The organism is Myxococcus sp. AM009 (genome assembly GCF_013372605.1).
Taxonomy (GTDB): Bacteria; Myxococcota; Myxococcia; order Myxococcales; family Myxococcaceae; genus Myxococcus; species Myxococcus vastator.
The window spans coordinates 1-23,118 of the sequence record NZ_JABXEP010000082.1 but is presented as its reverse complement, the minus strand read 5'-3'; the positions used below and the strand labels follow the sequence as shown (position 1 = coordinate 23,118).

General features: G+C 69.9%; 25 protein-coding genes, 1 tRNA gene and 3 pseudogenes. 21 read left to right on the top strand and 8 right to left on the bottom strand.

Annotated elements, in window-relative coordinates:
- Positions 1 to 144: 144 nt before the first annotated feature.
- The 6 genes from HV824_RS20865 to HV824_RS20840 all read left to right on the top strand — a co-directional run bounded on the left by HV824_RS20865 (position 145) and on the right by HV824_RS20840 (position 6,274).
- Positions 145 to 552 (top strand): (deoxy)nucleoside triphosphate pyrophosphohydrolase, encoded by a 408-nt coding sequence (locus HV824_RS20865; RefSeq protein WP_176415125.1) that lies wholly within the window; start codon positions 145 to 147, stop codon positions 550 to 552.
- Position 553: 1 nt separating this feature from the next.
- On the top strand, positions 554 to 1,480 hold the full coding sequence (locus HV824_RS20860; protein ID WP_176424043.1) for a hypothetical protein: 927 nt from the start codon (positions 554 to 556) through the stop codon (positions 1,478 to 1,480).
- Positions 1,481 to 1,655: 175 nt separating this feature from the next.
- The gene (ftsH, locus tag HV824_RS20855) at positions 1,656 to 3,677 is read left to right on the top strand and encodes an ATP-dependent zinc metalloprotease FtsH (protein WP_176415123.1); all 2,022 of its coding nucleotides are present in this window, start codon (positions 1,656 to 1,658) and stop codon (positions 3,675 to 3,677) included.
- 113 nt (positions 3,678 to 3,790) lie between these two features.
- Positions 3,791 to 4,036, top strand: a complete 246-nt coding sequence (locus HV824_RS20850) for an RNA polymerase sigma factor region1.1 domain-containing protein (RefSeq protein ID WP_176415122.1) — start codon at positions 3,791 to 3,793, stop codon at positions 4,034 to 4,036.
- 78 nt (positions 4,037 to 4,114) lie between these two features.
- Entirely contained in the window at positions 4,115 to 4,744 is a 630-nt protein-coding gene (locus HV824_RS20845) for a nucleotide exchange factor GrpE (protein WP_176415121.1), read from the top strand.
- Positions 4,745 to 4,840: 96 nt separating this feature from the next.
- Positions 4,841 to 6,274, top strand: a complete 1,434-nt coding sequence (locus HV824_RS20840; RefSeq protein WP_176415120.1) for a trypsin-like peptidase domain-containing protein — start codon at positions 4,841 to 4,843, stop codon at positions 6,272 to 6,274.
- Between the two features lie 12 nt (positions 6,275 to 6,286).
- Here HV824_RS20840 and HV824_RS20835 read toward each other — a convergent pair whose 3' ends face one another.
- Complete coding sequence (locus HV824_RS20835; RefSeq protein WP_176415119.1) at positions 6,287 to 6,922, bottom strand: DUF6066 family protein; 636 nt, start codon at positions 6,920 to 6,922, stop codon at positions 6,287 to 6,289.
- Positions 6,923 to 7,089: 167 nt separating this feature from the next.
- On the opposite strand from HV824_RS20835, the gene HV824_RS20830 reads away from it, so the two are divergent.
- Positions 7,090 to 7,449: a PilZ domain-containing protein gene (locus HV824_RS20830; RefSeq protein ID WP_176412092.1), complete on the top strand. Its 360-nt coding sequence runs from the start codon at positions 7,090 to 7,092 to the stop codon at positions 7,447 to 7,449.
- Between the two features lie 100 nt (positions 7,450 to 7,549).
- Here HV824_RS20830 and HV824_RS20825 read toward each other — a convergent pair whose 3' ends face one another.
- Positions 7,550 to 9,100 carry a Glu/Leu/Phe/Val dehydrogenase gene (locus HV824_RS20825; protein WP_176415118.1) on the bottom strand — a complete coding sequence of 517 codons (1,551 nt, stop codon included), beginning with the start codon at positions 9,098 to 9,100 and terminating at the stop codon, positions 7,550 to 7,552.
- A gap of 336 nt (positions 9,101 to 9,436) precedes the next feature.
- On the opposite strand from HV824_RS20825, the gene HV824_RS20820 reads away from it, so the two are divergent.
- Positions 9,437 to 9,511 (top strand) — tRNA-Thr (locus tag HV824_RS20820).
- Between the two features lie 284 nt (positions 9,512 to 9,795).
- On the opposite strand, the pseudogene HV824_RS20815 reads toward HV824_RS20820, so the two are convergent.
- Positions 9,796 to 10,071, bottom strand: a pseudogene (locus HV824_RS20815) (DUF2381 family protein); the annotation flags it as partial.
- Positions 10,072 to 10,273: 202 nt separating this feature from the next.
- Here HV824_RS20815 and HV824_RS20810 point away from each other — a divergent pair.
- A pseudogene (locus HV824_RS20810) lies at positions 10,274 to 11,342 on the top strand (AHH domain-containing protein).
- Between the two features lie 9 nt (positions 11,343 to 11,351).
- Positions 11,352 to 11,933 carry a DUF1629 domain-containing protein gene (locus tag HV824_RS20805; protein ID WP_368738086.1) on the top strand — a complete coding sequence of 194 codons (582 nt, stop codon included), beginning with the start codon at positions 11,352 to 11,354 and terminating at the stop codon, positions 11,931 to 11,933.
- Between the two features lie 78 nt (positions 11,934 to 12,011).
- Here the strand turns inward: HV824_RS20805 and HV824_RS20800 are convergent, their stop codons facing one another.
- Positions 12,012 to 12,980, bottom strand: coding sequence for a mechanosensitive ion channel family protein (locus HV824_RS20800; RefSeq protein WP_176415117.1), 969 nt, complete (start codon positions 12,978 to 12,980; stop codon positions 12,012 to 12,014).
- Between the two features lie 289 nt (positions 12,981 to 13,269).
- On the opposite strand from HV824_RS20800, the gene HV824_RS37535 reads away from it, so the two are divergent.
- Together HV824_RS37535 and HV824_RS20795 are read left to right on the top strand one after the other, a co-directional pair.
- Positions 13,270 to 13,515: a hypothetical protein gene (locus tag HV824_RS37535; protein WP_255208202.1), complete on the top strand. Its 246-nt coding sequence runs from the start codon at positions 13,270 to 13,272 to the stop codon at positions 13,513 to 13,515.
- A 36-nt stretch (positions 13,516 to 13,551) separates the two neighbouring features.
- Positions 13,552 to 14,277: an SDR family oxidoreductase gene (locus HV824_RS20795; protein ID WP_368738088.1), complete on the top strand. Its 726-nt coding sequence runs from the start codon at positions 13,552 to 13,554 to the stop codon at positions 14,275 to 14,277.
- A 6-nt stretch (positions 14,278 to 14,283) separates the two neighbouring features.
- Here HV824_RS20795 and HV824_RS20790 read toward each other — a convergent pair whose 3' ends face one another.
- The 4 genes from HV824_RS20790 to HV824_RS20775 are packed head-to-tail and all read right to left on the bottom strand — an operon-like array spanning position 14,284 to position 16,735.
- Positions 14,284 to 14,826, bottom strand: a complete 543-nt coding sequence (locus tag HV824_RS20790) for a DUF421 domain-containing protein (protein WP_176415115.1) — start codon at positions 14,824 to 14,826, stop codon at positions 14,284 to 14,286.
- Positions 14,827 to 14,854: 28 nt separating this feature from the next.
- Positions 14,855 to 15,649 carry a sulfite exporter TauE/SafE family protein gene (locus HV824_RS20785; protein ID WP_176415114.1) on the bottom strand — a complete coding sequence of 265 codons (795 nt, stop codon included), beginning with the start codon at positions 15,647 to 15,649 and terminating at the stop codon, positions 14,855 to 14,857.
- A gap of 26 nt (positions 15,650 to 15,675) precedes the next feature.
- Complete coding sequence (locus tag HV824_RS20780; RefSeq protein ID WP_176415113.1) at positions 15,676 to 16,002, bottom strand: rhodanese-like domain-containing protein; 327 nt, start codon at positions 16,000 to 16,002, stop codon at positions 15,676 to 15,678.
- Positions 16,003 to 16,033: 31 nt separating this feature from the next.
- Positions 16,034 to 16,735 carry an MBL fold metallo-hydrolase gene (locus tag HV824_RS20775; protein ID WP_176415112.1) on the bottom strand — a complete coding sequence of 234 codons (702 nt, stop codon included), beginning with the start codon at positions 16,733 to 16,735 and terminating at the stop codon, positions 16,034 to 16,036.
- 94 nt (positions 16,736 to 16,829) lie between these two features.
- On the opposite strand from HV824_RS20775, the gene HV824_RS20770 reads away from it, so the two are divergent.
- The 9 genes and pseudogenes from HV824_RS20770 to HV824_RS20730 all read left to right on the top strand — a co-directional run.
- Positions 16,830 to 17,255 carry a YeeE/YedE family protein gene (locus tag HV824_RS20770; protein ID WP_176415111.1) on the top strand — a complete coding sequence of 142 codons (426 nt, stop codon included), beginning with the start codon at positions 16,830 to 16,832 and terminating at the stop codon, positions 17,253 to 17,255.
- A gap of 12 nt (positions 17,256 to 17,267) precedes the next feature.
- The gene (locus tag HV824_RS20765; RefSeq protein ID WP_176424042.1) at positions 17,268 to 17,738 is read left to right on the top strand and encodes a DUF6691 family protein; all 471 of its coding nucleotides are present in this window, start codon (positions 17,268 to 17,270) and stop codon (positions 17,736 to 17,738) included.
- A gap of 94 nt (positions 17,739 to 17,832) precedes the next feature.
- Positions 17,833 to 18,360 carry an RNA polymerase sigma factor gene (locus HV824_RS20760; RefSeq protein WP_176424041.1) on the top strand — a complete coding sequence of 176 codons (528 nt, stop codon included), beginning with the start codon at positions 17,833 to 17,835 and terminating at the stop codon, positions 18,358 to 18,360.
- On the top strand, positions 18,347 to 19,105 hold the full coding sequence (locus tag HV824_RS20755) for an anti-sigma factor (RefSeq protein ID WP_176424040.1): 759 nt from the start codon (positions 18,347 to 18,349) through the stop codon (positions 19,103 to 19,105). Before HV824_RS20760 ends, HV824_RS20755 begins: the two co-directional genes overlap by 14 nt.
- A gap of 131 nt (positions 19,106 to 19,236) precedes the next feature.
- Positions 19,237 to 19,593, top strand: a complete 357-nt coding sequence (locus HV824_RS20750) for a rhodanese-like domain-containing protein (protein WP_176424039.1) — start codon at positions 19,237 to 19,239, stop codon at positions 19,591 to 19,593.
- A 100-nt stretch (positions 19,594 to 19,693) separates the two neighbouring features.
- Positions 19,694 to 21,292, top strand: coding sequence for a bifunctional UDP-sugar hydrolase/5'-nucleotidase (locus tag HV824_RS20745; protein WP_176424038.1), 1,599 nt, complete (start codon positions 19,694 to 19,696; stop codon positions 21,290 to 21,292).
- A gap of 29 nt (positions 21,293 to 21,321) precedes the next feature.
- Positions 21,322 to 22,365 (top strand): YeiH family protein, encoded by a 1,044-nt coding sequence (locus HV824_RS20740; protein WP_176424037.1) that lies wholly within the window; start codon positions 21,322 to 21,324, stop codon positions 22,363 to 22,365.
- A gap of 28 nt (positions 22,366 to 22,393) precedes the next feature.
- Positions 22,394 to 22,855, top strand: coding sequence for a DsrE family protein (locus tag HV824_RS20735; RefSeq protein ID WP_176415104.1), 462 nt, complete (start codon positions 22,394 to 22,396; stop codon positions 22,853 to 22,855).
- A gap of 47 nt (positions 22,856 to 22,902) precedes the next feature.
- Positions 22,903 to 23,118: pseudogene (locus HV824_RS20730) on the top strand (hypothetical protein); the annotation flags it as partial.

Below are 23,118 nucleotides of genomic sequence, written 5' to 3'. Positions count from 1 at the left end.
CGGTGATTGTACGGTTCAGGGGGAGGGTGGCCGGGCGGCCCGGACGTGCGCAGGCTGGGCGACTGGGGTTGCGGCATTGGCGCCGGGCGAGGGCTGTGTTAGTTCGCCCCTCCCCCGGTGTCCCGCCAGAAAGAGGAGAAGCGAATGGCCCGCCGTCAGGTCCGTGTCGTCGGTGCGATGCTCCAGAACGAGCAGGGGCGCTACCTCATCACCCAGCGTCCCCCCACCGCGTCGCTGCCGCTGCTCTGGGAGTTCCCCGGCGGGCGCGTGGAGGAGGGCGAAGAGGACGCCGAGGCCCTTGCCCGGGAAATCCAGGAAGAGATGGGCGTGGAGGTGGACGTGCTGGGTCAGGCCATGCACACCCACCACGAGTACCCCAACTACGATATCGACTTCCGCGTCTTCCACTGCCGGCTGTCACGGCCCTCGGAGAAGGTCCAGCACCTGCGCGTGCATGACCACCGCTGGGTGACGCTGGAGGAGATGTCCGCGTACCGCTTCCCGGACGCGGATGCCAAGACGCTGGCGAAGCTGCTCGACCTGGACAGTTGACGTGCCGCGCCGTCTCCTCCTGGCGTTGCTGGCCGGAGTGCTGGGCGCGTGCTCCCGCTCCAAGCCGCCGCCCGCGGCGCCCCCGCCCGAGGCGACGCGCCAGGTCCCGGCCCAGGGCGTGCCGGGGTGCACGCGCTACAGCGAACCCCAGCGGTCCGGCGCCGTGCCCGACGTGCTGCCCGAGCTCTCCGGCCTGGCCGCCAGCCAGCGCCACGTGGGCGCCTTCTGGGCGCACAACGACTCCGGCCACGACTTCGAGCTGTTCGCGATGGACGCGAAGGGCACCATCCTCGCCCGGCTGACGCTCACCGGTGCCACCCCGCGCGACATCGAGGCCGTCACGGTGGGGCCCTGCGCTCCGGGGGCGTCGCGCGGCTGCGTCTACCTGGCGGACATCGGCGACAACTTCGCGCGCCGGGAGCAGGTGCGGCTCTACCGGCTGCCCGAACCGGAGGCGCTCGAGGACGCCACGGTGCCGGTGGAGGTGCTGCCCTTCAGGTACCCGGACGGGCCCCGCGACGCGGAGTCGGTCATCATCGACGCCCGCTCCGGCAGGTTGGCCGTCATCACCAAGACGCTGGACTCCCTGGGTGAGGTCTTCGCGCTGGAGGGCCTGCGCGCGGACACCGCCATCCAGGCCCGGAAGCTGGGGACGCTGACGGCGCCGCTGGGAATGGACCGGGCCACCACCGCGGCCTCCCTGCATCCGTCCGGTGAGCGGCTGCTGCTGCGCACCTACTCGCGCGCGTACGAGCTGCGCCGCCCCGACGCCGCGCGGCTGGAGGACCTGTTGCAAGGACAGCTCGTCGAGGTTCCGAGCGGGAGCCAGGCCCAGGCAGAAGCCATCACCTACGTGCAAGACGGCAACGGCTATTTGTTGGGCACGGAGTTCACTGGCCAACCCTTGTGGTTGAGCGGGTGTCGCTGATTCGCCGCAAGGGCCCGCACACACCGTGAAGCCCGCCTGGCGGGTTGACGGTATGGCAACGGTGAACATCTTTGGCCCGCCAGGGAAGACGCCTCGCGGTCGCGGTGTCCGCGTGTGCGGGGGAGGGGGAGGGTCGAGCGTGCCGACGATGAAGCCACAGGATTTGCCGCCTGGGATGGGCCCACGCGGAAAGAAGACAGACAAGCCAACGCCAACGGGGAAGGGGTTCAAGTTCGGCTCACCGTTGGGCTACATCCTGTTGCTCGTCCTGGGCTTCTTGCTGTTCCGCAACGTCTTCCAGGACGCGGGCGTGCGGCGTGTGAGCTACAGCCAGTTCCGCGACGGGGTGGAAGCCGGGAACTTCAGCCGGGTCCAGATTTCGAACGAGTGGGTGAAGGGCTTCCTCAAGGACACGGCGCAGCCGCCTCCTCCTTCAGACGGGGAGCGCCCGCTGCGCGGCGAGCCGAGCGCCCTGCCGTGGATGGCCTACCGCGTCGAGGGTGACGAGGGGCTGGTGCCGCTGCTGGAGCAGAAGGGCATCCAGTTCGAGGCCGTGCCGCAGTCCGGGCTGGGTGACGCGCTGTGGATATGGCTGTTGCCCCTGGGCATCTTCTTCCTCTTCTGGAGCTTCATGATGCGCCGGGTGGCCGGTGGCATGGGCCAGGGCCCGCAGAGCGTCATGAGCTTCGGGAAGACCCGCGCCAAGGTGCAGGCCGAGGCGGACACCGGCGTGGGCTTCAACGACGTGGCCGGCGTGGACGAGGCGGTCGACGAGCTGCGTGAAATCGTCGAGTTCCTCAAGACGCCCGAGAAGTTCCGCCGCCTGGGCGGGCGCATCCCCAAGGGGGTGCTGCTGGTGGGCCCTCCGGGGACGGGCAAGACGTTGCTGGCGCGGGCCGTGGCCGGTGAAGCGGGCGTTCCCTTCTTCAGCCTGTCGGGCTCCGAGTTCGTGGAGATGTTCGTCGGCGTGGGCGCCGCGCGAGTCCGCGACTTGTTCGCCCAGGCCACGGCGAAGGCGCCGTGCATCATCTTCATCGACGAGCTGGATGCCATTGGCAAGAGCCGCAACTCGGGCGTGGCCGGTGGACATGACGAGCGTGAGCAGACGCTCAACCAGCTGCTCGCGGAGATGGACGGCTTCGACAGCCGGGCGGGCCTCATCATCCTGGCGGCCACCAACCGTCCGGAGATCCTCGACAGCGCGCTGATGCGTCCGGGGCGCTTCGACCGGCAGGTGCTGGTGGACCGGCCGGACAAGCGGGGCCGTGAGCGGGTGCTGGAGATTCACGCCAAGGGCGTGAAGCTGGGCCCGGACGTGGACCTCAAGGCCATTGCCTCGCGCACCCCGGGCTTCGCGGGCGCGGACCTGGCCAACGTGGTGAACGAGGCCGCGCTCCTGGCCGCGCGCCGCAACCGCGACGCGGTGATGCGGGCGGACTTCGAGGAGGCCATCGAGCGGGTCGTCGCCGGTCTGGAGAAGAAGAACCGCCGGATGAACGAGCGCGAGAAGGAGATCGTCGCGCACCACGAGGCGGGCCACGCGGTGGTGGGGTGGATGATGCCTCACGCGGAGCGGGTGACGAAGGTGTCCATCATCCCGCGCGGCCTGGCGGCGCTGGGCTACACCATGTCGCTGCCGCTGGAGGACCGCTACCTCATGTCGCTGGACGAGCTGCGCGACAAGATGGCGGGGATGATGGGCGGCCGGGCCGCGGAGGAGATCTTCATCGGGGAAATCTCCACCGGCGCGTCCAACGACATCCGCCAGGCCACGGAGATGGCCCGGATGATGGTGCGGGACTACGGCATGAGCACGCTGGGCCCGGTGGCGCTGAGCGCGGACCATGGCCCGGGCTTCCTCCGCTCGGCGGGCGTGCCGGAGACGCGCAGCTACTCCGAGCAGACGGCGCGGATGATTGACGAGGAGGTGCGCAAGCTCGTCAGTGAAGCGCTCGACAGGGCCCGGCAGGTGCTGACCACCCACAAGGACAGGGTCCAGGCGTTGGCGGCCCGGCTCCTGGCCGTGGAGGTGGTGGAGGAGGACACCATGGTGACGATCCTGGGTCCCAAGGTGTTCGCGCAGCGCGGCCTGCTGCACCCGGAGGCGCGTCAGGTCATCTCCGCGCACCCGGTGGACGTCGGGAGCAGTGACGACCAGACGCCGCCCACGCAGCACTCGGACGCGCTCGACTCTTGAGCCTCCGGCTGGCTGGGCGCCTGCCCTCCAGCCGACCCGAAGCCCACCGCCACCGCGACGTCCTGCGGTGGCCGGTGGGCGAAATTATCTTCAAGGAGAAAGGAGGCGTCGCCGTGGAGAACAGGATCGGCAAGAGCTACATGGCCCGCAAGGCCCTCTTCGCGAAGGGGCTCAAGGAGGGACGGCTCACGGTTCAGGAGATTGAGGAGGCCCTGCCGGCGGGAACCCTGACGGCGGCGGAGCGGTGGCTCCTCTACTACTCGCTGCGGGCCGCCCAGGTGGAAATCGTCGACGAGGTGACGGGGCAGGTGGACCACGGCTTCATGGCCGAGTCCCCCGCCGCGCCGCAGGAGCACTAGCTCGCTCCCGCGTTGACAGGGGCCGTCTCGCGGTTAGGTTCCGGGCAGCAGCGCACCCACCATCGCCTCAGGTTCGACATGGCCGGCAACACCCGCACCGACGCAGCCCCCGACGCCCCCCAGCAGCCTCCCTCCTCCAACGGAGAGGGGCCTGCTTCAGCCGCCGAGGAGTCCTCCGCCCAGCAGCAGGCCCCGGAGGAGCACGCGGCTCCCGGTCAGGACGCGGAGCGGGAGCGGCTGGTGGCGGAGCTGGAGACGCTTCGCAAGAAGTTCGACACCGCCGTCCGCGCGGTGCAGGCCGCGGAGAAGGACCGCGAGGAGTTCAAGCAGCGCGTGACGCGGGAGCGTGAGCGCATGCTGGACGTGGAGCGCGGCAACGTGGCCGTCACGCTGCTGGAGGCCATTGACGAGCTGGACCGGTGCCTGTCCGCCAGCGCCCAGGACACCTCGCCGCTGGCCGAGGGCGTCCGGATGATCCGTGACGTGCTCCTGCGCAAGGCGCAGGAGACGGGCATCGAGCGCTTCAACGTCGTGGGGCAGACCTTCGACCCCAACCTCTCCGAGGCGGCGGACATGGAGATCACCGCCTCGCCGGACGAGGACCAGCGCATCGTCGCCGAGCTGCGCGCGGGCTACCGGCTGAAGGAGCGCGTCATCCGTCCGGCCCGGGTGAAGGTGGCGAAGTACATCGCCCCCGCCCAGGCCTGACGCCGCCGTCCAGGGCGCCCCCCGTCACGGGAAGGGGGCGCCGGGCCAGGTTGTTGAGTCCGCTCGACCCTGGTCCGCCGTGTAAGCTGCCTCTCCGTGCTCTCCCGATTCTTCTCCCTGTCTTTGGTGCTGGCGCTCGCCCCGGTCGCGGCGGACGCCGAGGGTCCTCTCGACGCGTGGCTTCCCGCGCGGGCCCGGGAGCATGCCGCGTGGTTCACCGCGCAGGCCGCGAATGTGGAAGGCCAGGCGGGCGGCCTGGGCCTGTGGCGCGAGCGCGCCGAGGCAGATCCGGGCATCCCCGACTTCGTGCCCCCGTCCTCGCTGGCGCCGTTGATCCGCGCGGTGGAGGCGGGCGTCGTCAACATCACCACCGTGGGGCCCCGGGCCGGGGGCCTGGAGGGGATGAAGAAGTCCACCGGCTCCGGCTTCGTGTTGACGCCCGACGGGCTCGTCGTCACGAACAACCACGTGGTGGCCAGCGCGCAGCAGATCGCCGTGCGCCTGGCGGATGGCCGCGAGTTCGCCGCCTCGGTGGTGGGCCGTGACGCCTCCACGGACGTGGCGCTGCTGCGCCTCAGCGGCGTGGACCTGGGCGAGCTGCCCGCCGTCTACCTGGGGGACTCGGACCGGATGGCCGTGGGCGACTGGGTGGTGGCCATTGGCAACCCCTTCGGCCTGGACCACTCCGTGTCGCACGGGATGATCTCCGCCAAGGAGCGCGTGCTGGGCGTGGGCCAGTTCGACGACTTCATCCAGACGGACGCGCTCATCAACCCCGGCAACTCCGGCGGGCCGCTCTTCAACATGAAGGGCGAGGTGGTGGGGGTGAACACCGCCATCATCAGCCAGGGCCAGGGCATTGGCTTCGCCGTCCCCAGCAACCTGGTGAAGGAGCTGCTGCCCAACCTCCGGGAGAACGGCAAGCTGGAGCGCGGGTGGCTGGGCGTCGTCATCAATGAGGACGGGAGCAGCGGTGGGGGTGAGCGCCGGGCCCCGCTGGTGAAGGACGTCTACCAGGGCAGCCCCGCCGCGTCCGCTGGCATCCGCCCGGGCGACAGGCTGGTGGCGGTGAACGGGCGGCCCATCGGCTCCTACCTGCAGCTCCTGCGCAAGGTGGCGCTGCTGGCGCCGGGCACCGAGGCGCGCCTGTCGCTGACGCGTGGCACCCAGACGCAGGAGGTGACGGTGCGGCTGGTGGCGCGCCCCGCCCAGGAGGCCACCGAGGGGCTCATCCAGCGGACGGCCAGCGAGGCGGAGCTGGGGCTGGTGCTTCGCGACCTCACGCCGGAGGTGGCCGCGCCCCTGGGGGAGACGGCCTGGTCCGGGGTGCTGGTATCGGGTGTCACCCCGCGCGGCCCGGCGGACTCGGCCGGCCTGCGGGCGGGGGACGTGGTGACGGAGGTGAACCGCCGCCGGGTGAAGGACGCGGCCGGGGTGCGCGCGGCGCTGGGGAAGGGGAGCGCCGGCGCCAGCATCCTCCTGCGGGTGAAGCGGGGCGAGGCGCTCCAGTACATCGCCATCGCCCGGTGAGGGGACGCCCGGCTAGCGCTTCTTGGCGTCCTTGCCGTTGAGCCACAGGCCCATGGCCTGGCCGCTGCGGCCCTCGGTGAGGAAGATGGCCTCGATGCGCGCCGTCACGCCGTGGCTCTTCCCGCCGCCCTTCTTGGGCAGGCTCCACACGCTCTGCGGGGTGAAGACAATCTGCGCCCGCACCGAGCGCGTGGAGAACAGGCGGTTGAACATCTGCAGGTTCCACCCCGCAGGCATGTTCCCCGTGACGGTGAGGTAGGGGAGGATGGGGTTGCCGCTCCCGTCCGTCTTCTTGGGCGCGCCGTGGGTGAGCGCCGAGCCTCCGCTGGGGAAGAACGGGGTGATGTTGATGCTGTACTCCCCCGTGCTCAGCGAATAGGGCCCCGGGGAGAGCATGGTGGCGTCGTCCTCGGTGACGATCATGTACAGCCGCTTGCCCTGGTACTTCTTCCGGAACGCCGCCGCGTTGGCCTTGCACTGCGAGTCCACGAAGGGGCCGTCGCAGGCGCCCACGTACTTGTCCAGGAAGGTCCCCAGCCCGCCCAGCGGCTCGGCTTCGTCACGCAGCCTGGCGAAGCGAGGGTCCGCGTCCGCCAGGGCAAGCGCGGGCACGAGGAGGAGGGCGGCGGCGAGGAGGATGCGATTCACGGGCGGGGTCTCCGGGAAACAGGGGGTCAGCCCGCAATCGTGCCATTTCGGAAAGCGTCCGGCACCCGTTACATGGGTGTGTGAGGGTGGATGTAGGTGAAGAAGTTGCCTACATCTGGCTACCGTGTAGGTTGCGCCTGTCACCACCTGTTCCGGGAGCTACCCCCATGTTCGAGCGTCCTCACGAGCGCCGTTCCCACCTGCGTTTCGACAAGGCCTTCACCGTCTACCTCACCACCCAGGATGGGATGCTTCGGGGGGTGGGCCGCAACATCAGCGCGCGGGGCATGTTCGTGGAGGTCCGGGACCAGGTGGGCCTGGGGGAGAAGCTGAAGGTGACGTTCGCCGGCGAGGACGGGACGGAGATGACGTGCCTGTGCGAGGTCCGCTACCAGGTGGCCCTGGCCTTCGGGCGCAAGGACGGGCGCGAGGGCAGCAGCCGCGGCGTGGGGCTGCGCATCGTGGCGTATGAGACGCAGGACGACGCGCCCCTGCTCCTGGTGGACCGCGAGCGGGTGATGCACTGACGTCGTCCCGGGGCCCGGAACAAACAAAAGGGCACGGCCTCCTGGAGGAGGACCGTGCCCTTCGTGTTTCCAGCGGTGGGCGGCGTGCCCGGGGCCGCGGCTACTGCGAGAAGCCCTCGAGGAGGTAGTGGGCCTCGATGCGCTTGAGCGCGAGAATCATCGCGGCGCAGCGGGTGTCCACCGTCTCACCGATGCAGTACTGGCGGCTGTCGTGCATCTCCGTCTTTCGCGGCTGGTTGCGGGAGATGTCGCGGATGATGCGGTAGTTGCGCTTCATGGCGCGCTCGAGCCGCTGGTCGACCTCGGCCTCGGTCCAGCGCTCCATGCGCTTGTTCTGGATCCACTCGTAGTAGCTCACCGTCACGCCGCCGGCGTTGGCGATGATGTCCGGGATGAGCTCGATGCCGCGCTTCTCCAGGATGCGGTCGGCCTCCGGGGTGGTGGGGCCGTTGGCGCCCTCGGCCACCAGCTTGACGCGCAGGCGCTCCGCCACCTCGGCGGTGATTTCGCCGCCCAGGGCCGCGGGGACCAGGATGTCCGCCTGGACGTCCCAGAGGTCCTTCTTGTCGATGCGCTGGGCGCCCGGGAAGCCGAGCACGCTGTGCTTGAGGTTCTTCGCGTCCTGCACGTAGGCGGAGAGCGCGCTCACGTCGATGCCGTCGCCATTGAAGATGGTGCCGTCGGCGTCGTTCACCGCGAGCAGGCGGGCGCCCATCTGCGACAGGATGTTGGCGGCGTGGCTGCCCACGTTGCCGAAGCCCTGGAGGATGAACGTCTTGCCCTTCACGGACTCGCCGCGGTCGGCGTAGTAGTCCTCGATGCAGAAGGCGACGCCCTGGCCCGTGGCCTTGTTGCGGCCCTCGGAGCCACCGATGCGCACGTCCTTGCCGGTGACGATGCCGCGCAGGTTGTGGCGCTCGCGCTCACCGTCCGAGTACTGGCGGTAGAGCAGGGCCATGATGCCGGGGTTGGTGCCCACGTCCGGCGCCGGGATGTCGATGTCCGGGCCAATCATGCTCTTGAGCCGGTACATGAAGCGCAGGGTGATGGCCTCGATCTCCTCGCGGCCGTACTCGCGCGGGTCAATCTGGATGCCGCCCTTGCCGCCGCCGAAGGGGACCTCGGCGATGGCCGTCTTCCAGGTCATCTCCGCGGCCAGGGCCTTGAAGAGGTCCAGGGACACCTCGCGGTGGTAGCGCAGGCCGCCCTTGTAGGGGCCGCGCGCCTGGTTGTGCTGCACGCGGTAGGCCTTGAAGCGCTGCGACTCACCGGGGACCAACTGGTACACCTTGCCGTCGGGCAGGCGCAGGTGGCCCTGGCGGATGTCCACGTCCGAGCCCAGCAGGGCGCGGCCGTTGAGGATGATGTTGCCGTTGGCCAGCAGCTCCAGGCCTTCCTTGTTGCGCACCTGCGTCTCGGGCAGGTTGGAGAAGGTCCGCGCCTTCTCCTCGGAGAGCGGGACGAGGCGGTCCTTCAGCTTCGCCGTGACGTAGAAGATGTGCTCGTAGTCCGGCTCCTCCAGCTCGAGGCGGACGCGCTTGTCCAGCGCGATGAGGTCCGCGGCACGATGGAAGATCTCCATCGCCTCGGTGTAGACGGTGCGCTTGGGCGTAGGAGCCGGGGCACGCATGAAATTCTCTTCGCTGGCCATGACGGAAGATGCTCCTTGTCGCGTCGCCGCTCGTGGGCGAGGCACGTGGGGGTAGCGGCGCCCTTATGTGCATAGGCGCTCCGAGAGTTCAACCGCGCCAAGCACCCCCCGCGCCTCAGAATCTGGAAAGATAACGGGCACTTATCGCAACGCGATGTGTCAGCGGCGACAGACGCGGTGTGTCATCCGTGTCAGGGTGGTCAACCGTGGAGATGGTTGGAAAACCAACGATGCGGGCGCGCGGAAACGGGTCGGGGAGGCGGGGAGGGTGCGCTCCTGCCTTCATTTCTGCTTGCCGGACATGAGCCGCCATGGTACTCCCCGCGCACCTGTCGCGCCGACATAGCTCAGCGGTAGAGCAACTGATTCGTAATCAGTAGGTCCCCAGTTCAAGCCTGGGTGTCGGCTCCAAGAAGAAAGAAGGGCTGGTTGCTTCAAGCAACCAGCCCTTTTTGTTTTCCGCGGCGGGCAACTCGGGGCCGCGACAATTTCAGCGGCCCTGCTTCCTCACCGGAACTCGTCCACGATGTAGACGCCTGCTCGGGGCGAATCGGTGATGGCTGTCCCTGGCTTGGACTCCGGGTGCTTTCGGAGCTGCCCGAACCCAGGGTGGCGAGCAGGGCGGCCAAGGCAAGGAACGGGACGTCCGTGCCATCCGTCAGGGTCACGACCAACGGAATGCCCTCATCGCGGTCGAGATCCCGGATGGACTCCAGGATGATCTTGTTGCGGGCCACCGTGAGTGGTTCGAGCCGACCTTCCCAGCCGATCATCTTCGTCTTGCTCGGGTTGACGGGCTGCTCGAAGCGCAACGTCGTGATGACCTGCCCTTTCACGTAGACGGAGTGGGTCCCGTTCGCCGGATGCTCGGAGAGCAGGATGGACCGCCGAGCGTGGTCGGCGGCCTGCGCACCCAACGTCGCTAGCGCTACGAATGTCAGGATAGATCTTGTGGATTGGGTAGGTCTCATAGAGCAGACAACCTCCAAGAGCGTGGTGGGGCAAGTCACTCTTCGCTCGTTGTTGCCTGAAAGGCAGTGCAACCTGCGAGGTATGGAGCTTTGGTTGGAACGCGTGTAGTGGGAGCTGTCGCGCGAACTCCGCTGAAGTCGTCAGACTCCAAAGTCAGGCTGCAGCGCGTCCTGATTCCCAGCGGCGCCTTCGGGGGATGCCATGAGATGGGTTGCAGTCGTGTCGTTGCTGCTTCTTTCGGCGGGGTGCGCGACCACCCGCGTTGTCCATATTGACGTCGGGAATGGGCAGCAGGTCGTCCACGAGTCGGTGGATGTTGACCCGGTTCTGGTGAGTGAGGACGAGTTCAAGTCCGCCCTCACGCGCCTCATCCTGGACCTGCGGATGGACGTTGCGTTCTGAGAGGCTGATGAGAGGGATGAGCGCGGGTGGTCTCGGTCCAAATCGCTTCTGGCGTCTTCCCAAGGCATCGTCGATTCAGGTTCGGGCAGTTCGCTGGAGACCCTGTACTCGCGCATCTGCCCCGACGCGGACGATTGCTTGACCCTGGTGGGTGGGACGGGGCTGACGTTCTCCCGGAAGGACCGGACGCTGATGGCGCTATCCTTCGCGCTCGACACCGTATGGGAGAGCGTCGAGGTCGAGGTCGGCAAGGTGCTGAACCCGGTGGCGCTGAAGGCCATGGTGACATCGGCCGCGCTGACGCTGCTCCTCACGCTGGCGTTGCCCGAGCCTGTCACCAAGGTCATCGCCGTGGCCTTGACGGCGGCGATGGTGGCCTACCTGGGCGTGGTGCCCGTCTGGGAGATTGGGCGCGGATTCGTCCGGTTGTGGGATGATGCGGGGACGGCGATGAGCGTCATCGAGCTACGCTGAATGTTGCCCTGGCGCCCGGGGCCGCTGCCGCCTTGGCGATGTATTCGGACGGGCGGTATCCGGGCGACGCCGAAGGGCCGGTCCATCACATCTGCACGAACAAGAACACCCTTGCTGACACTGCCGGAGGGCCTTGGACGCCGAGGTGCGAGGAGGTCTTCAAGAAGGCCGGAATGACTCTTGAGGACGCTGCAAACAAGGTGCGGCTCAATGGGCACGATGGGCCTCATCCTGAATTTTATCACAATGAGAGGTGCTGCTGCGACTCAATCGTTCTGTTGCACGCTGCCGAACGACGGAGAGCTGCCGGGCCAGTTTGATGAAGGAACTCGCGAAGATTGCAGATGAGTTGCTCACACCGGGCTCAGAATTGCGCAGCTTCATCGTGAAGTAGGAGGGTAGGGTGGAACGGAACTTCTATTGGGTGAGACTTGGTGATGTGCCGCAGTGGCTTCTTGAGACGCCGATACGGGATTCTGGTGAGGCGTTTGACGAGCCTTGGATGTTCGCGGATGGGCGCGTCCTTCCAGACTCTGGACCCATCAAGGCCCAGATCTCACATCCCGGGAAGAAGCGCGCGTTCGTGTTCGCAGGAGTAGAGGGAACTCCCATCGTCAGCGAAGCACTCGCGAACGTTTTCAGGACGCTGGCTCCCGACGATGTTCAGCTCTTTCCGGTGTCGATTGAGAGAGAGTCCGAGCAGTACTTCGTCGTCAATGCAATCAAGGTCGTTGATGCCATTGACGAGGCACGGTGCCGGGAGGTGCATCACTATGACGAACCGTCCCCTGATTACCCAGGCGAGTACAACTGGATCTACGGACTGCGAATCGACCCCTCGAAGACTGAAGGCGCGCATGTCTTTCGGCTGAAGAAGTTCAAGACCGCGTTCATCGTCTCAGAGGAAGTCAAGGACACGCACGAACGGGTCGGCAACCTGGGCGTGTCGTTCGAGCGCGTGACAGAGGCTCCCGACCTCCATTGACGGTCGGTCGTGTTCCTTCGGCGAGCGTGCGTGAAGGGCCCTGCCGCTCCCCCGTCGAACCGCGATGAGGGCTCGTGGTCAGTGGTGCGCGGGCAGGGGCGCCTCGGCGGCTTCGGGCGCCTCGGCGGCGCGCACCTCGACGCGCGGCAGCCGCACCAGCTCCATCGTGGCGGACGCCAGGTCGATGCCCTCCTCGCGGAAGCGCGTGAGTACGCGCCGGGAGATTGCGTCCTTCACCTCGCGCACGCCGTATGTCTTCACGAGGAAGCGCACGCTCAGCTCTACCCAATTGTCCGTGAGCCGCAGGTAGACGCGGGGCTCCAACTCGCTGGCATGAATGAGGAAACGCTCGCGCAGGTGGGCCAGCTCCCGGTGGCCCTCCTCGATGATGCCGGCGGTGGCCTCGCGCACGGCCGCCAGCACGGTGGCCTCGGCGCGCTGCAGGTCCGTGTCGTACCGCAGTGGGAGCCGGAGCTCCTCCCAGAGGAAGTTGAAGCTGCGCGTATAGTTGTACGTGGGCTGCTTGAAGACCTCCGCGTTGGTGATGGTGACGACGCGCCCGGTGTACTGGCGCGCGGACACCCAGTGGTGCGGGTCGGGATTCAGCAGCGCGGGCACACCCATCTCCATCACCGTCGTCTTGAGCAGGCCAATGTCCAACACGTCTCCACGCACGTCTCCAACCTGGATGCGGTCGCCCAGATCGAACGTCTTTCCGAAGACGATGACGAAGTAGCCCGCTACGGACAGCACCGCGTTCTGCGAGGCGAAGGCGAGCCCGCCAGCCAGCAGACCCAGGAACGTCGCCAGGCGGTTGGGGTTGTCGAACCAGATGGACAGGAGCAGCAGCGTCCCCACCGCGCCGAACGCGAGCCGGATGCCCTTGCGCGCCCAGATGGAGCGGCGAGACACACCCGTCCCCAGCCCCACCACCACCGTCAGCAGCGCGCGCACACCCAGCACCACCGCGAGCACGGTCAGCGACAGCACCACCTTGTGCAGCGTCTCTGCGTTGAGGCCGAGGACGCGGACACCGAACAGCTCCATGCCCACAAGCTGTGTTGGCCTCCAGGGCGCCACAAGGACGCAGGCGTCACGCGGCGGACAACCAGACAGGCGCAGGCCCGGCGCCTGGAGGAATTCGGGCCCGAGGTGAGCGGGGCGAACGCACCTGGACGACGAGGACCGTGCGCTGCCCGACAGCGCTTCCGCACGGGCGCGGACGGCGCGGATGGTTCACTGTTCTCGAGCCGCCACACGAACGCTCGACGAAGCGCGGCGCATTTCGCGGAGGCGCCGTTCCGTCTACCTCCCAGGCTTGAACTGGAGGCAGACCATGGCTTCGGACGACAACAACCCCCCTTCCCGCCGTCAAATCGTCGGAGGGCTGGCCACTGGCGTTGCAGCGGCGCTCGCCACGCCAGCGTTGGCCCAGGACGGAGGGACGGCACCCGCCGTCGCGGCGCCGCTCCAGAACCCTGTCACGCTGTACCCGAAGCCTCCGTTCGCGAAGCAGTCGCAGCCCTGGCCGGGGCTGTCGAGCAAGATGCAGCCCCGGCCGGACCATGGCGAGAAGCGCTAAAAGGGCGCTGGCCGCCTCGCGGGCCGCAGGGCGCTCATCACCGGCGGAGACTCCGGCATCGGCCGCGCCGCCGCCATCGCCTACGCGCGCGAGGGCGCGGACGTGGCCATCAACTACCTCCCCGCGGAGGAGCCCGACGCGCAGGAGGTGGTGGCGCTCATCAAGGCCGCGGGCCGCAAGGCGGTGACGCTGCCCGGCGACCTCCGGAGCGAGGCCTTCTGCAAGAAGCTCATCGCCGACGCCGTGAGCCGGCTCGGGGGGCTCGACATCCTCGTCAACAACGCCGCCCGGCAGCAGAGCCACGACTCCATCCTGGACATCACCACCGAGCAGCTCGACTGGACCTTGAAGACGAACCTCTACGCGATGTTCTGGATCACCAAGGCGGCCGTGCCGCACCTCAAGCCCGGGGCGACCATCATCAACACCACCTCTGTCGTCTCGTATGACCCGCCGGAGAACCTGCTCGACTACGCGATGACGAAGGCCGGCATCACGAACTTCACCCAGTGCCTGGCCAAGCAGTTGGCGAAGCAGGGCATCCGGGTGAACGGCGTGGCGCCGGGGCCATTCTGGACGCCGCTCCAGGTGACTGGCGGGCAGACGCAGCAGAACCTCGTCACGTTTGGCCAGAACACGCCCATGGGCCGCCCCGGCCAGCCCGCGGAGCTCGCGAGCATCTTTGTGGAGCTGGCGAGCCCGGGGACCAGCTACTCCACCGGGCAGATCTTCGGCGCCACTGGCGGGCGTGGCGGACCCTGAGCCGCCCTACGACGGGCGGCGGGCTGCGTCCCCGTCGTCGTGGCGCGCCTGCCGGGGCCGAGGCAGCGTCTCCGGGGGCGCGTCCTGCCGGCGAATCACGGACATGGAGCCGTCGGTCTCCAGCACGACGGCCTCCACCGCCCCGAGCCGGGCCACGCCCTGGTCGCGCAGCACGGAGAGCACCTCCTCCTCCACCACCCGGGCCCGGCGCATGGCCTGGGGAAGGAAGCGGCCCTGGCGCACGAGCATGACCGGCTCGGACTTCACCAGCGTGTTGAAGGCGGGCCACCTTCCCGACGTCCAGGTGACCAGGAACTGGAGGCCGATGAGCACGGCGAAGGCGAGCAGGCCCTCGGTCAGGGCCACGTCCTTGGACAGCAGCACCGTGGCCAGCGTCGAGCCCAGCGCCACCGTCACCACCAGGTCGAAGGCGTTGAGCTTGGAGAGGGTCCTAGGACCGGAGAGGCGCAGCATCAGCACGAGGGCCACATAGGCCGCCGCGCCCACGAACAACACCCGGGCCAGGTCATGCCAACTGTCGAAGAACATCGTCCTCCTCCTGGAGTCCTGCGTGACGTCAGTGGGCATTGCGCGTCGTGGAGGCGCCGCCCCCCAGCCCCAACGCTTCCCGGTTCTTGAAGAAGATGAAGACGCCCATCACGACGAGGAAGCCGGAGAAGGCTGTCTTGAGCGTCGCCTGGGAGACGAAGTGGGACGCCCAGGTGCCCAGCAGGATGCCCACCACGGCGATGGCCGTGAAGATGCCCAGGGAGACCCAGGGCACCTCGACGTGGCCGAGGTAGCCGGCGAAGCCCACGAGGGAGTTGAGGGCGATGACGAGCAGGCTGGTGCCCACCGCCTGCTTCATGGGCAGGCCCACCAGCAGCACCAGCGCCGGGACGATGAGGAAGCCGCCGCCCACGCCGACCAGTCCGGTGAGGCCCCCCACCCCGAGCGCGGCCAGCGCCATGAGGGGGAAGGACGCCTTCCGGGGCTCGGGCGCCTGCGCGGTGTCCTTCCGGCCGTTGCGGAACATGAAGATCGCGGAGACGAGCATCACCGTGGCGAAGAGCAGGAGCTGCGTCGTCCCGGAGATGAGCGCGGACAGGCGCGCCCCGGCGTAGGTGCCCGCCATGGCCACCGCCCCGAAGACGAGGGCCGCCTTCCACTGGACGTTGCCCTTGCGCCAGTGGCTCGCCGCGCCGAAGAGGCTGGTGACGCCCACCACGGCGAGCCCCATGGCGATGGACTCCTTGGCCCCGTAGCCCAGGACGTACACGAGGATGGGGACGGTGATGATGGAGCCGCCGCCGCCGAGCAGGCCGAGCGACAGGCCCATGAGCGCCGCGAGGGAGAAGCCGAGGAGGGGCATGGTGTCTGTCCTGTCGCGCCGCGCGCTCAGCCCTGGGGCCGGGGCGCGGGCGGCTCACGCACGGCGAGCATCCCGCCCGCCAGGTTGAAGAGGTGTTTGAAGCCGCCACGGGCGAGCAGCTCCGCCGCCTGCGCGGAGCGCCCGCCCGAGCGGCAGATGAGCAGCAGCGGCGCCTCGCGCGGCCACGCGGCGGCGGCGGCCTCGAGCGTGCCCAGGGGGACGAGCTCGGCGCCGGGCAGGTGGCCCAGGGGGCCCGTGTACTCGTCCGGCTCGCGCACGTCGATGCGCCGCACCTCGGGGCCAAGCGTGTCGAGTCGCGAGGGCGCGATGTTCTGATAGGGGCGGGGTGTCATGGTCGGGACTCCTGCGAAGAGGTCAGAAAGCTCAGGCGCCCTGGGGTGAGGGCGCCGTGTGTCCGCAGGCGCGGTTGGCCGGGACGGCGGCGTCAATCAGCCTGGGCTTGGGCAGGTTGAGGTTCTCCATGATGTGGATGAACTCCTCCTGGCTCTTGCCGGCCACGCGGGGGTTGTGCCGCTTCTCCTCGGCGATGCTCGTCACCGTGCGGCCCTTGTAGTCGTGGCCGGGGTAGACGAGCGTCTCGTCGGGGAGGGCGAAGAGGACGCGCGTGAGGCTGTCGTAGAGCTGGCGCGCGTCCCCGTTCTGGAAGTCGGTGCGGCCGTTGCCGCGCACGAGCAGGGCATCTCCGGTGAAGACGCGGTCGCCGAGCAGGTAGCTGAGGCTGTCATCCGTGTGCCCTGGGGTGGCGAGCACCTGGAAGACGAGCTGACCGACGCGCACCTCGTCCCCGTGACGGACCTGGACGTTGGCGCAGCTGGCGCCGTTCACGCTCCCCACCACCGTGGCCTGCGTGCGCTCCCGCAGCGCGCCCGACGCGGTGACGTGGTCGGCGTGGACGTGGGTGTCGAAGACGTGGGTGAGGGTGAGGTCCAGCTCGGCCACCAGCTGCAGGTCGCGGTCGGCCTGCTCCAGCACGGGGTCGATGAGGACGGCCTGGCGCGTGGCCTCGTCGCCGATGAGGTAGGTGTACGTCGAGGACTCGGAATCGAAAAGCTGCCGGAAAATCATGTCGAAGCCTCCTGTCCATGAGAGCCCGGGGCGTGGAAGAAGGATTCAGGCCCTCCTGCTGAATCCTTTCCTGGGACCCTGGCTCTCACGCGACATGACTTCCTCCCTCCTCCTTCCTCTCCTCGGCGGGGCCCTCATCGGGCTGAGCGCCTCCCTGCTGCTCCTGGCCAACGGCCGGGTCGCCGGCATCAGCGGCGTGGTGGGCTCGTTGCTGGCCCCCGTGCGCGGTGACATCTCCTGGCGCGTGCTCTTCTTCGCCGGGCTGCTCGCCGGGGGCCTGCTGCTCGCCTGGCTGCGGCCCGGCTCCTTCCCTGTGCCCTCGGCCCCAAGCGCGGGCGGCGTCTGGCTGCTGGCGGGGGCCGGACTGCTGGTGGGGTTCGGCTCGCGGCTGGGCAACGGCTGCACCAGCGGGCACGGCGTCTGCGGCATCAGCCGGGGCTCGGTCCGCTCCATCTCCGCCACGCTCACCTTCATGGCCACGGGCGTCCTCACCGTCTTCCTGGTCCGCCACGTCCTCTAGAGAAAGCCCCCCATGCGTCCCTCCCTCAGTGCGTTTCTCAGTGGCCTCATCTTCGCCCTCGGACTGGGCCTCGCGGGCATGACGGACCCGGCCAACGTCCTCGGCTTCCTCGACATCACGGGCGACTGGGACTACCGGCTCGCGTCCGTGATGGGAGGCGCCATCGCCGTTCACGCGGCGCTGCGGCCCCTCATCCAGCAGCGCGCGCGGCCCCTGTTCGCCGCCAGGTTCCCCGCGTTCGCCGCCAGCAAGCCGGACGCGAAGCTCCTCGTGGGCTCGGCCCTCTTCGGCGTGGGCTGGGGGCTGGGCGGCTACTGCCCTGGTCCCGCGCTCACCGCCCTGGCGACCGGGGCCGTCCCGTTGCTCGTCTTCGTGCCCGCCATGTTCGCCGGCTTCTACCTCGCGCAGGTGCTGCAGGCGCGGAGCGGCCAGGGCGCACCGCGTCCAGGCGCCCCGCGCGTGGGCGCCGCGCCCGCGCCGTAGCCCCCGGTGCCGCCATGAAGAAGCGAGGGCGCTCCGCCTCTCAGAGCGCCCTCGGCCTTCACCGGGAACCTTTCACCCGCCCCACCGTGTCCTCATGCCTGTGAGCGCCCGCGCCTTCATTGAACGTGCCCTGGAGCACCTGCCCGCCCTGAGACGGGTGGGGCGCAGGCTGACAGGCAGCGCCGCGGAGGCGGATGACCTGGTGCAGGAGACGCTGGCGCGTGCCCTGGAGCAGCGCGGCGCGCTGAGAGAGCCCGCGCGCCTCAAGGCCTGGCTGCTCGCCGTGCAGCGCACCGTGTACCTCAACTCCCGCCGGGGCCTGCGGCCTCACCTGGAGGTGCTGGAGGGCGGGCTGGGCAGGGCGCGGCCACCGGAGCCCTCCGCGGACCTGGAAGAGGAGCTGCACGCCCGCACCCTGAGCGCGGGGATGCAGGCGGCGCTCGAATCCCTGGCGCCGGAGTGGCGCGACACGTTGTGGCTGCGGGAAGTCGAAGAGCTGAGCTACGAGGAGATTTCCCACGTGCAGGGCTGCCCGGTGGGCACCGTGCGCTCGCGGCTGGCGAGGGCGCGGCTGGCGATGCTCGACTTCCTCGAGAAGGAGAAGGCCCATGGAAGCCTGTAGCCCCCAGTGGCAGGAGCGTCTCTCCGCGTGGTTCGACGGGGAGGTCCAGGCCCATGAGCACCAGGCGGTAGAGCATCACCTGGCCCGCTGCGCCGGCTGTGCCCGGGAGGCGGCCCGCTACGCCTCGCTGCGGCAGGCGCTGAAGGCGGAGGGCGCCGCGGAGGCGCGAGTGTCGCCCGCGCTGGCGGAGCGTGTCACCCGGCTGGCGCCACGTCCCCGGCCGTCCTTTCCCAGGCGGAGGCTGGCGGCGGGCCTGGCCGCGGCGCTGACGTCGGTGGGCGTGCTCTGGACGTCCTGGCCCAGCGGCCTGGGCATGAACGAGGCGCTGGCGATGGACCTCGAGCGGCACCACCTCAAGGCCTTCTCCCGGGTGACGCCCTGCGAGTTCGAGTCCTCGGACCCGGCCGAAGTGAAGGCGTGGGTGGAGCGGGAGGTGGGCTATGCGGTGGAGGTGCCGGTGGTGCCCGGGGCGACGTTGCTGGGCGCCCGTCGCTGCCGGCTGCACGGGAAGCTCTCCGCCTCGCTGCTGTACCGGCACGAGGGCGGCAAGGCGATGACGCTCTTCCTCCCACTGCCGGGCTCGGACGCGGCGCGGGAGGCGGCCCGCTTCGCGGGTGATGGGCCTCGGTGCACGCAGGGGCCCGTGGGTGAGCGCATCTGCGTGGCGCCTCGTGGGGGCGCGCTGGCCGTCTCCGAGCTGGAGCCCGCGGTGCTCCTGGCCGCGCTGGCCCGCCTCGCTCCCTGAGGTGCCCGGGCAGCGGTCGGGGCGCCGGGCGGGGGAGGGCGCTGAATCCTTTGGCCGCCGCCACGGCTCTCACCGGGCTGCACGCACTTTCCGGGGGCCCTCTGGCCTCCGGTGCTGAATGGAGCCGCGCCATGAAGGTCGTTCTCGTCGTCACCGTCGCCGCGTTCGTGGGTCTCCTCTTCATCGCCTGCGCGCGCCCGCGGTCAGGTGACGCCGCCGTGGGGGCCGAGGCCCGCCGACGGGTGGAGGCGGGCGCCACGCTGGTGGATGTCCGCACGCCCGAGGAGTACGCCGCCGGGCACCTGCCGGGCGCGGTGAACATCCCCGTGGGCGCGCTGGCGGAGCGGCTCGGTGAGCTCGGCTCGCCGGGGACGCCCCTGGTCGTCTACTGCCGCAGTGGCGCGCGCAGCGCGCGCGCCGAACGCTTGTTGAAGGCGCAGGGGTTCCAGGACGTCTTCGACCTCGGGCCCCTGTCGGCGTGGCCGTGACGCGCGAGGCGGTGGAGGCGCGCCGCCGTCCGGGAACTCCGCGCGGCCCGCCTCGTGTCTCCTCCGCTGTCTCCTTCCTCCCCTCGTGAGGTGCTCCACGATGTCTCGTCTTTTGTCCGCGCTCGGCGCGCTGCTCGTCCTGGCCTCCGGCTGTGCTTCATCGCGGCCCCCGGTCGCCGACAGCGCTCCGACGTCCCAGCGACAGCAGCTCACCGTCCTCTACGTGGCGGACCTGCACGCGCAGCTGCGTGCCCACCCCGAGCTCTTCTGGCGCGGCGGGAAGGAGCGCATCGAAGTGGCGGGTGGCTTCGCCCGCGTGGCCGCCGCCATCCAACGGATTCGGGCCGAGCGTGGTGGGGACGTGCTGGTGCTCGACGCCGGTGACACGATTCAAGGCTCGGGCGCGGCGGCCCTCAGCGAGGGCGGGGCCCTCATTGAGCCACTCAACGCGCTCGGGCTGGACGGCGGGGTGCCCGGCAACTGGGAGGTGGTGTACGGCCCCGCGGTGCTGCGCCAGCGCGCCCGTGAGCTGAAGCACCCGCTCTTCGCGGCCAACCTGCGCGACGCGGCCAGCGGCGAGCGGCTCTTCCCGCCGTACCTGGTGAAGACGGTGGGCGGGGTGAAGGTGGCCGTGGTGGGCTTCACGGACCCGGACGTCCCGCGCCGTCAGCCCCCGGGGTACAGCCAGGGGCTGCGCTACGACGGCCCGGAGGCGCTGCCGGCGCTGGTGCGCGAGGTGCGCGAGCGCGAGGGCGCCCAGGTGGTGCTCCTGATGACGCACGTGGGGCTCGCCAAGGCCGTGGGGCTGGCCGCCAGGGTGCCCGGCGTGGACGCGCACCTCTCCAGCGACACGCACGAGCGCACCTATGAACCCATCGAGCAGGCCGGTAGCTGGGTGGTGGAGCCTGGCGCCTTCGGCTCCTTCCTCGGCCGGTTGGACTTGTGGCTGGAGGACGGGAAGGTGGTGGATCGCCGCTGGGAGCTCATCGAGCTGACCGCGTCGCGCTGCCCCGAGGACCCCGAAGTGGCGCGGCTCGTGGAAGCAGCGCTCGCGCCTTACGAGGAGGAGCTGTCCGTCCCGGTGGGGCACACCGACGTGACGCTCGCGCGCTACGCGGTGGTGGAGAACCCGCTGGACAACGTGCTGGCTGATGCCATCCGCGCCGCGGGCGGGACGCAGATTGGCCTCTCCAACGGCTTTCGCTTCGGCACGCCGCTGCTGCCCGGGCCCGTGCGCGAGGCGGACCTGTGGAGCTTCTTTCCCATCACCAACAAGCTGAAGACGGGCAAGGTGAGTGGCCGCCAGCTGCGCGCCTTCTGGGAGCAGGAGCTGGAGAACGTCTTCGCGAAGGACCCGGAGAAGCGCTTCGGCGGGTGGCTGCCTCGCCCCTCGGGGATGACGCTGCGCTTCCGCGCGGAGGCCCCCAAGGGGCAGCGCCTCCTCGCCCTGGAGGTCGCTGGCGAGCCGGTGGTGGACGAGCGCCTCTACACCGTGACGGCCTGCGAGCGGGAAGGGGACTCGCCGGACATGCTCTGCCGCATCCCCGGCGTCCAGGAGCCGCGGGTGCTCGACGTGGACGCGCACGAGGCGGTGCGCCGCTTCCTCGCCGGCAATCCACGCCTGCGCGCGTCGCTGGAGGGCCGCGCGGTGGGCGAGGACCTGCCGGCCGTGCTCCGCACCCAACAGGTCCAGCCGTGAGCGGGACTTCCTCCCACCGCCCCCCTGAAATGACCGCGCCTCTCGCCGCTTCCAAATCGACTCTCGCCGCGCCTCCTCCCGGAGGCCCCTGGCGCCGACGGCTGCCGGGCCTCGGGCTCGCCGCTGGGCTGGCGGTGGTCAGCTACGGGCTGGCCACGCTCCCCGGCCTCATGGTGGTGGGGCCCCTCACGGTGGCCTTGTTGATAGGCATCTCACTGCGCACGGCGCTGGGGCTGGCCCCCGGCCTGGTGGAGGGCACGCGCTACTCGGCGCGCACGGTGCTGCGGTTGGGCATCGTGCTGATGGGGGCGCGGCTCGACTTCGGGCTGGTGGCGACGGTGGGCCCGCGCGTGCTGCTGCTGGCCCTGGCCGTCATCGTCGGCGGCATCCTGGGCATCCGCTGGGTGACGAAGTGCTTCGGCGTGCCGGAGAAGCTGGGCACGCTGCTGGCCGTGGGCACCTCCATCTGTGGCGCCAGCGCGGTGGTGGCCGCCAGCTCCGTCACCCGCGCGGAGGAGGAGGACACCACGCTGGCGGTGGGCCTGTGCGGAATCCTGGGCACGGTGGGCGTCCTCTTCTACGTCTTCGTGGGGCCGCTGCTGGGGCTGAGCACCGCGCAGCTCGCCATCCTGTCGGGCGCCACGTTGCATGAGGTGGCGCAGGTCATGGCCGCGGCCTTCACCTGGGGCACCTCCGCCGGGGACCTGGGCACGCTGGTCAAGCTCACCCGCGTGGTGCTGCTGGCCCCCGCGCTCGTGGTGCTGGGGCTGGTCTCCGGCGCGGGCGGGCAGGTGCGCTATTCGCTGAAGGAGCCGCCCATCCCGTGGTTCGTCATCGGCTTCCTCGCGGTGGGCATGCTGGGCACGGTGGGCGTGGTGCCCGCCGCCGCCAAGGCGTGGCTCTCCACCGCCAGCGTCTTCCTCATGGTGATGGCCATGGCGGCCATGGGGCTGGGCACCCACCTGCGCATGGTCCGCCGCGCGGGCATGCGGGTCGTCTACGCGGGCCTCGTCGGCTTCGCCGCCCTGGCGCTGTCCGCCTGGGGGCTCATCCAGTTGCTGTCCATCCAGTAGCCCTTGAACTGCTTCGGAGTCCGTCCAGATGAATCGCTTCCTGCCATTGCTCGTCATCGCGCTCATCACCGCGCCCCTGGCCGCGCTCGCCGCGCCGCCGTCCCAGCCCGCGAAGGAGGAGGTGCCCGCTCGCCAGGGCAAGCTCGTCTTCGTGGCCACCACGGGCCTGGAGGACATCGGCACCCTCTCCAGCTCCCTGCGGCACGTGAAGAGCGCCAAGGCGTCGGGTTACCTCTCGGACGTGGTGTGGCTCACCTACGGCCGCGCGGTGGTGGCGCTGGACCCGACGGTGAAGGCCGTGCCGGCGGAGGTCCGCGAGGCCGCCCAGGCGGCGAAGGCCGCGGGCGTGCGGCTGGTGGCGTGCGCCACCGCGCTGCAGAAGTTCGGCATTGACCCGAAGAAGCTCCAGCCCCAGGCCGACGTGGTGGACAACGGCGTGGCGGAGCTGTCGCGCCTGGTGGCCGAGGGCTACCAGGTCATCCGCTACTAGCGAGGCGTGGCCACCCCATGGAGCGCGCGACACACAGGACGCGGACCGTGCTGTCCCTCTGCCTGCTGGCCCTGGCCGGCGTGGCGCGGCGGGGCCGGGCCGAGGCGGTGGTGGAGGAGGAGGCCGCGGAGGCGGGGCCGCGGCTGGAGCTCAAGGAGGCGCTCCAGGTCCGAATCGACCAGGGGCTGGGCGCGCCGGGCGCCGCCGCCGTGAGCCTGCGACGTGGGCGGGTGGGGCTGCACCTGACCGGGTCGCCGTGGGTG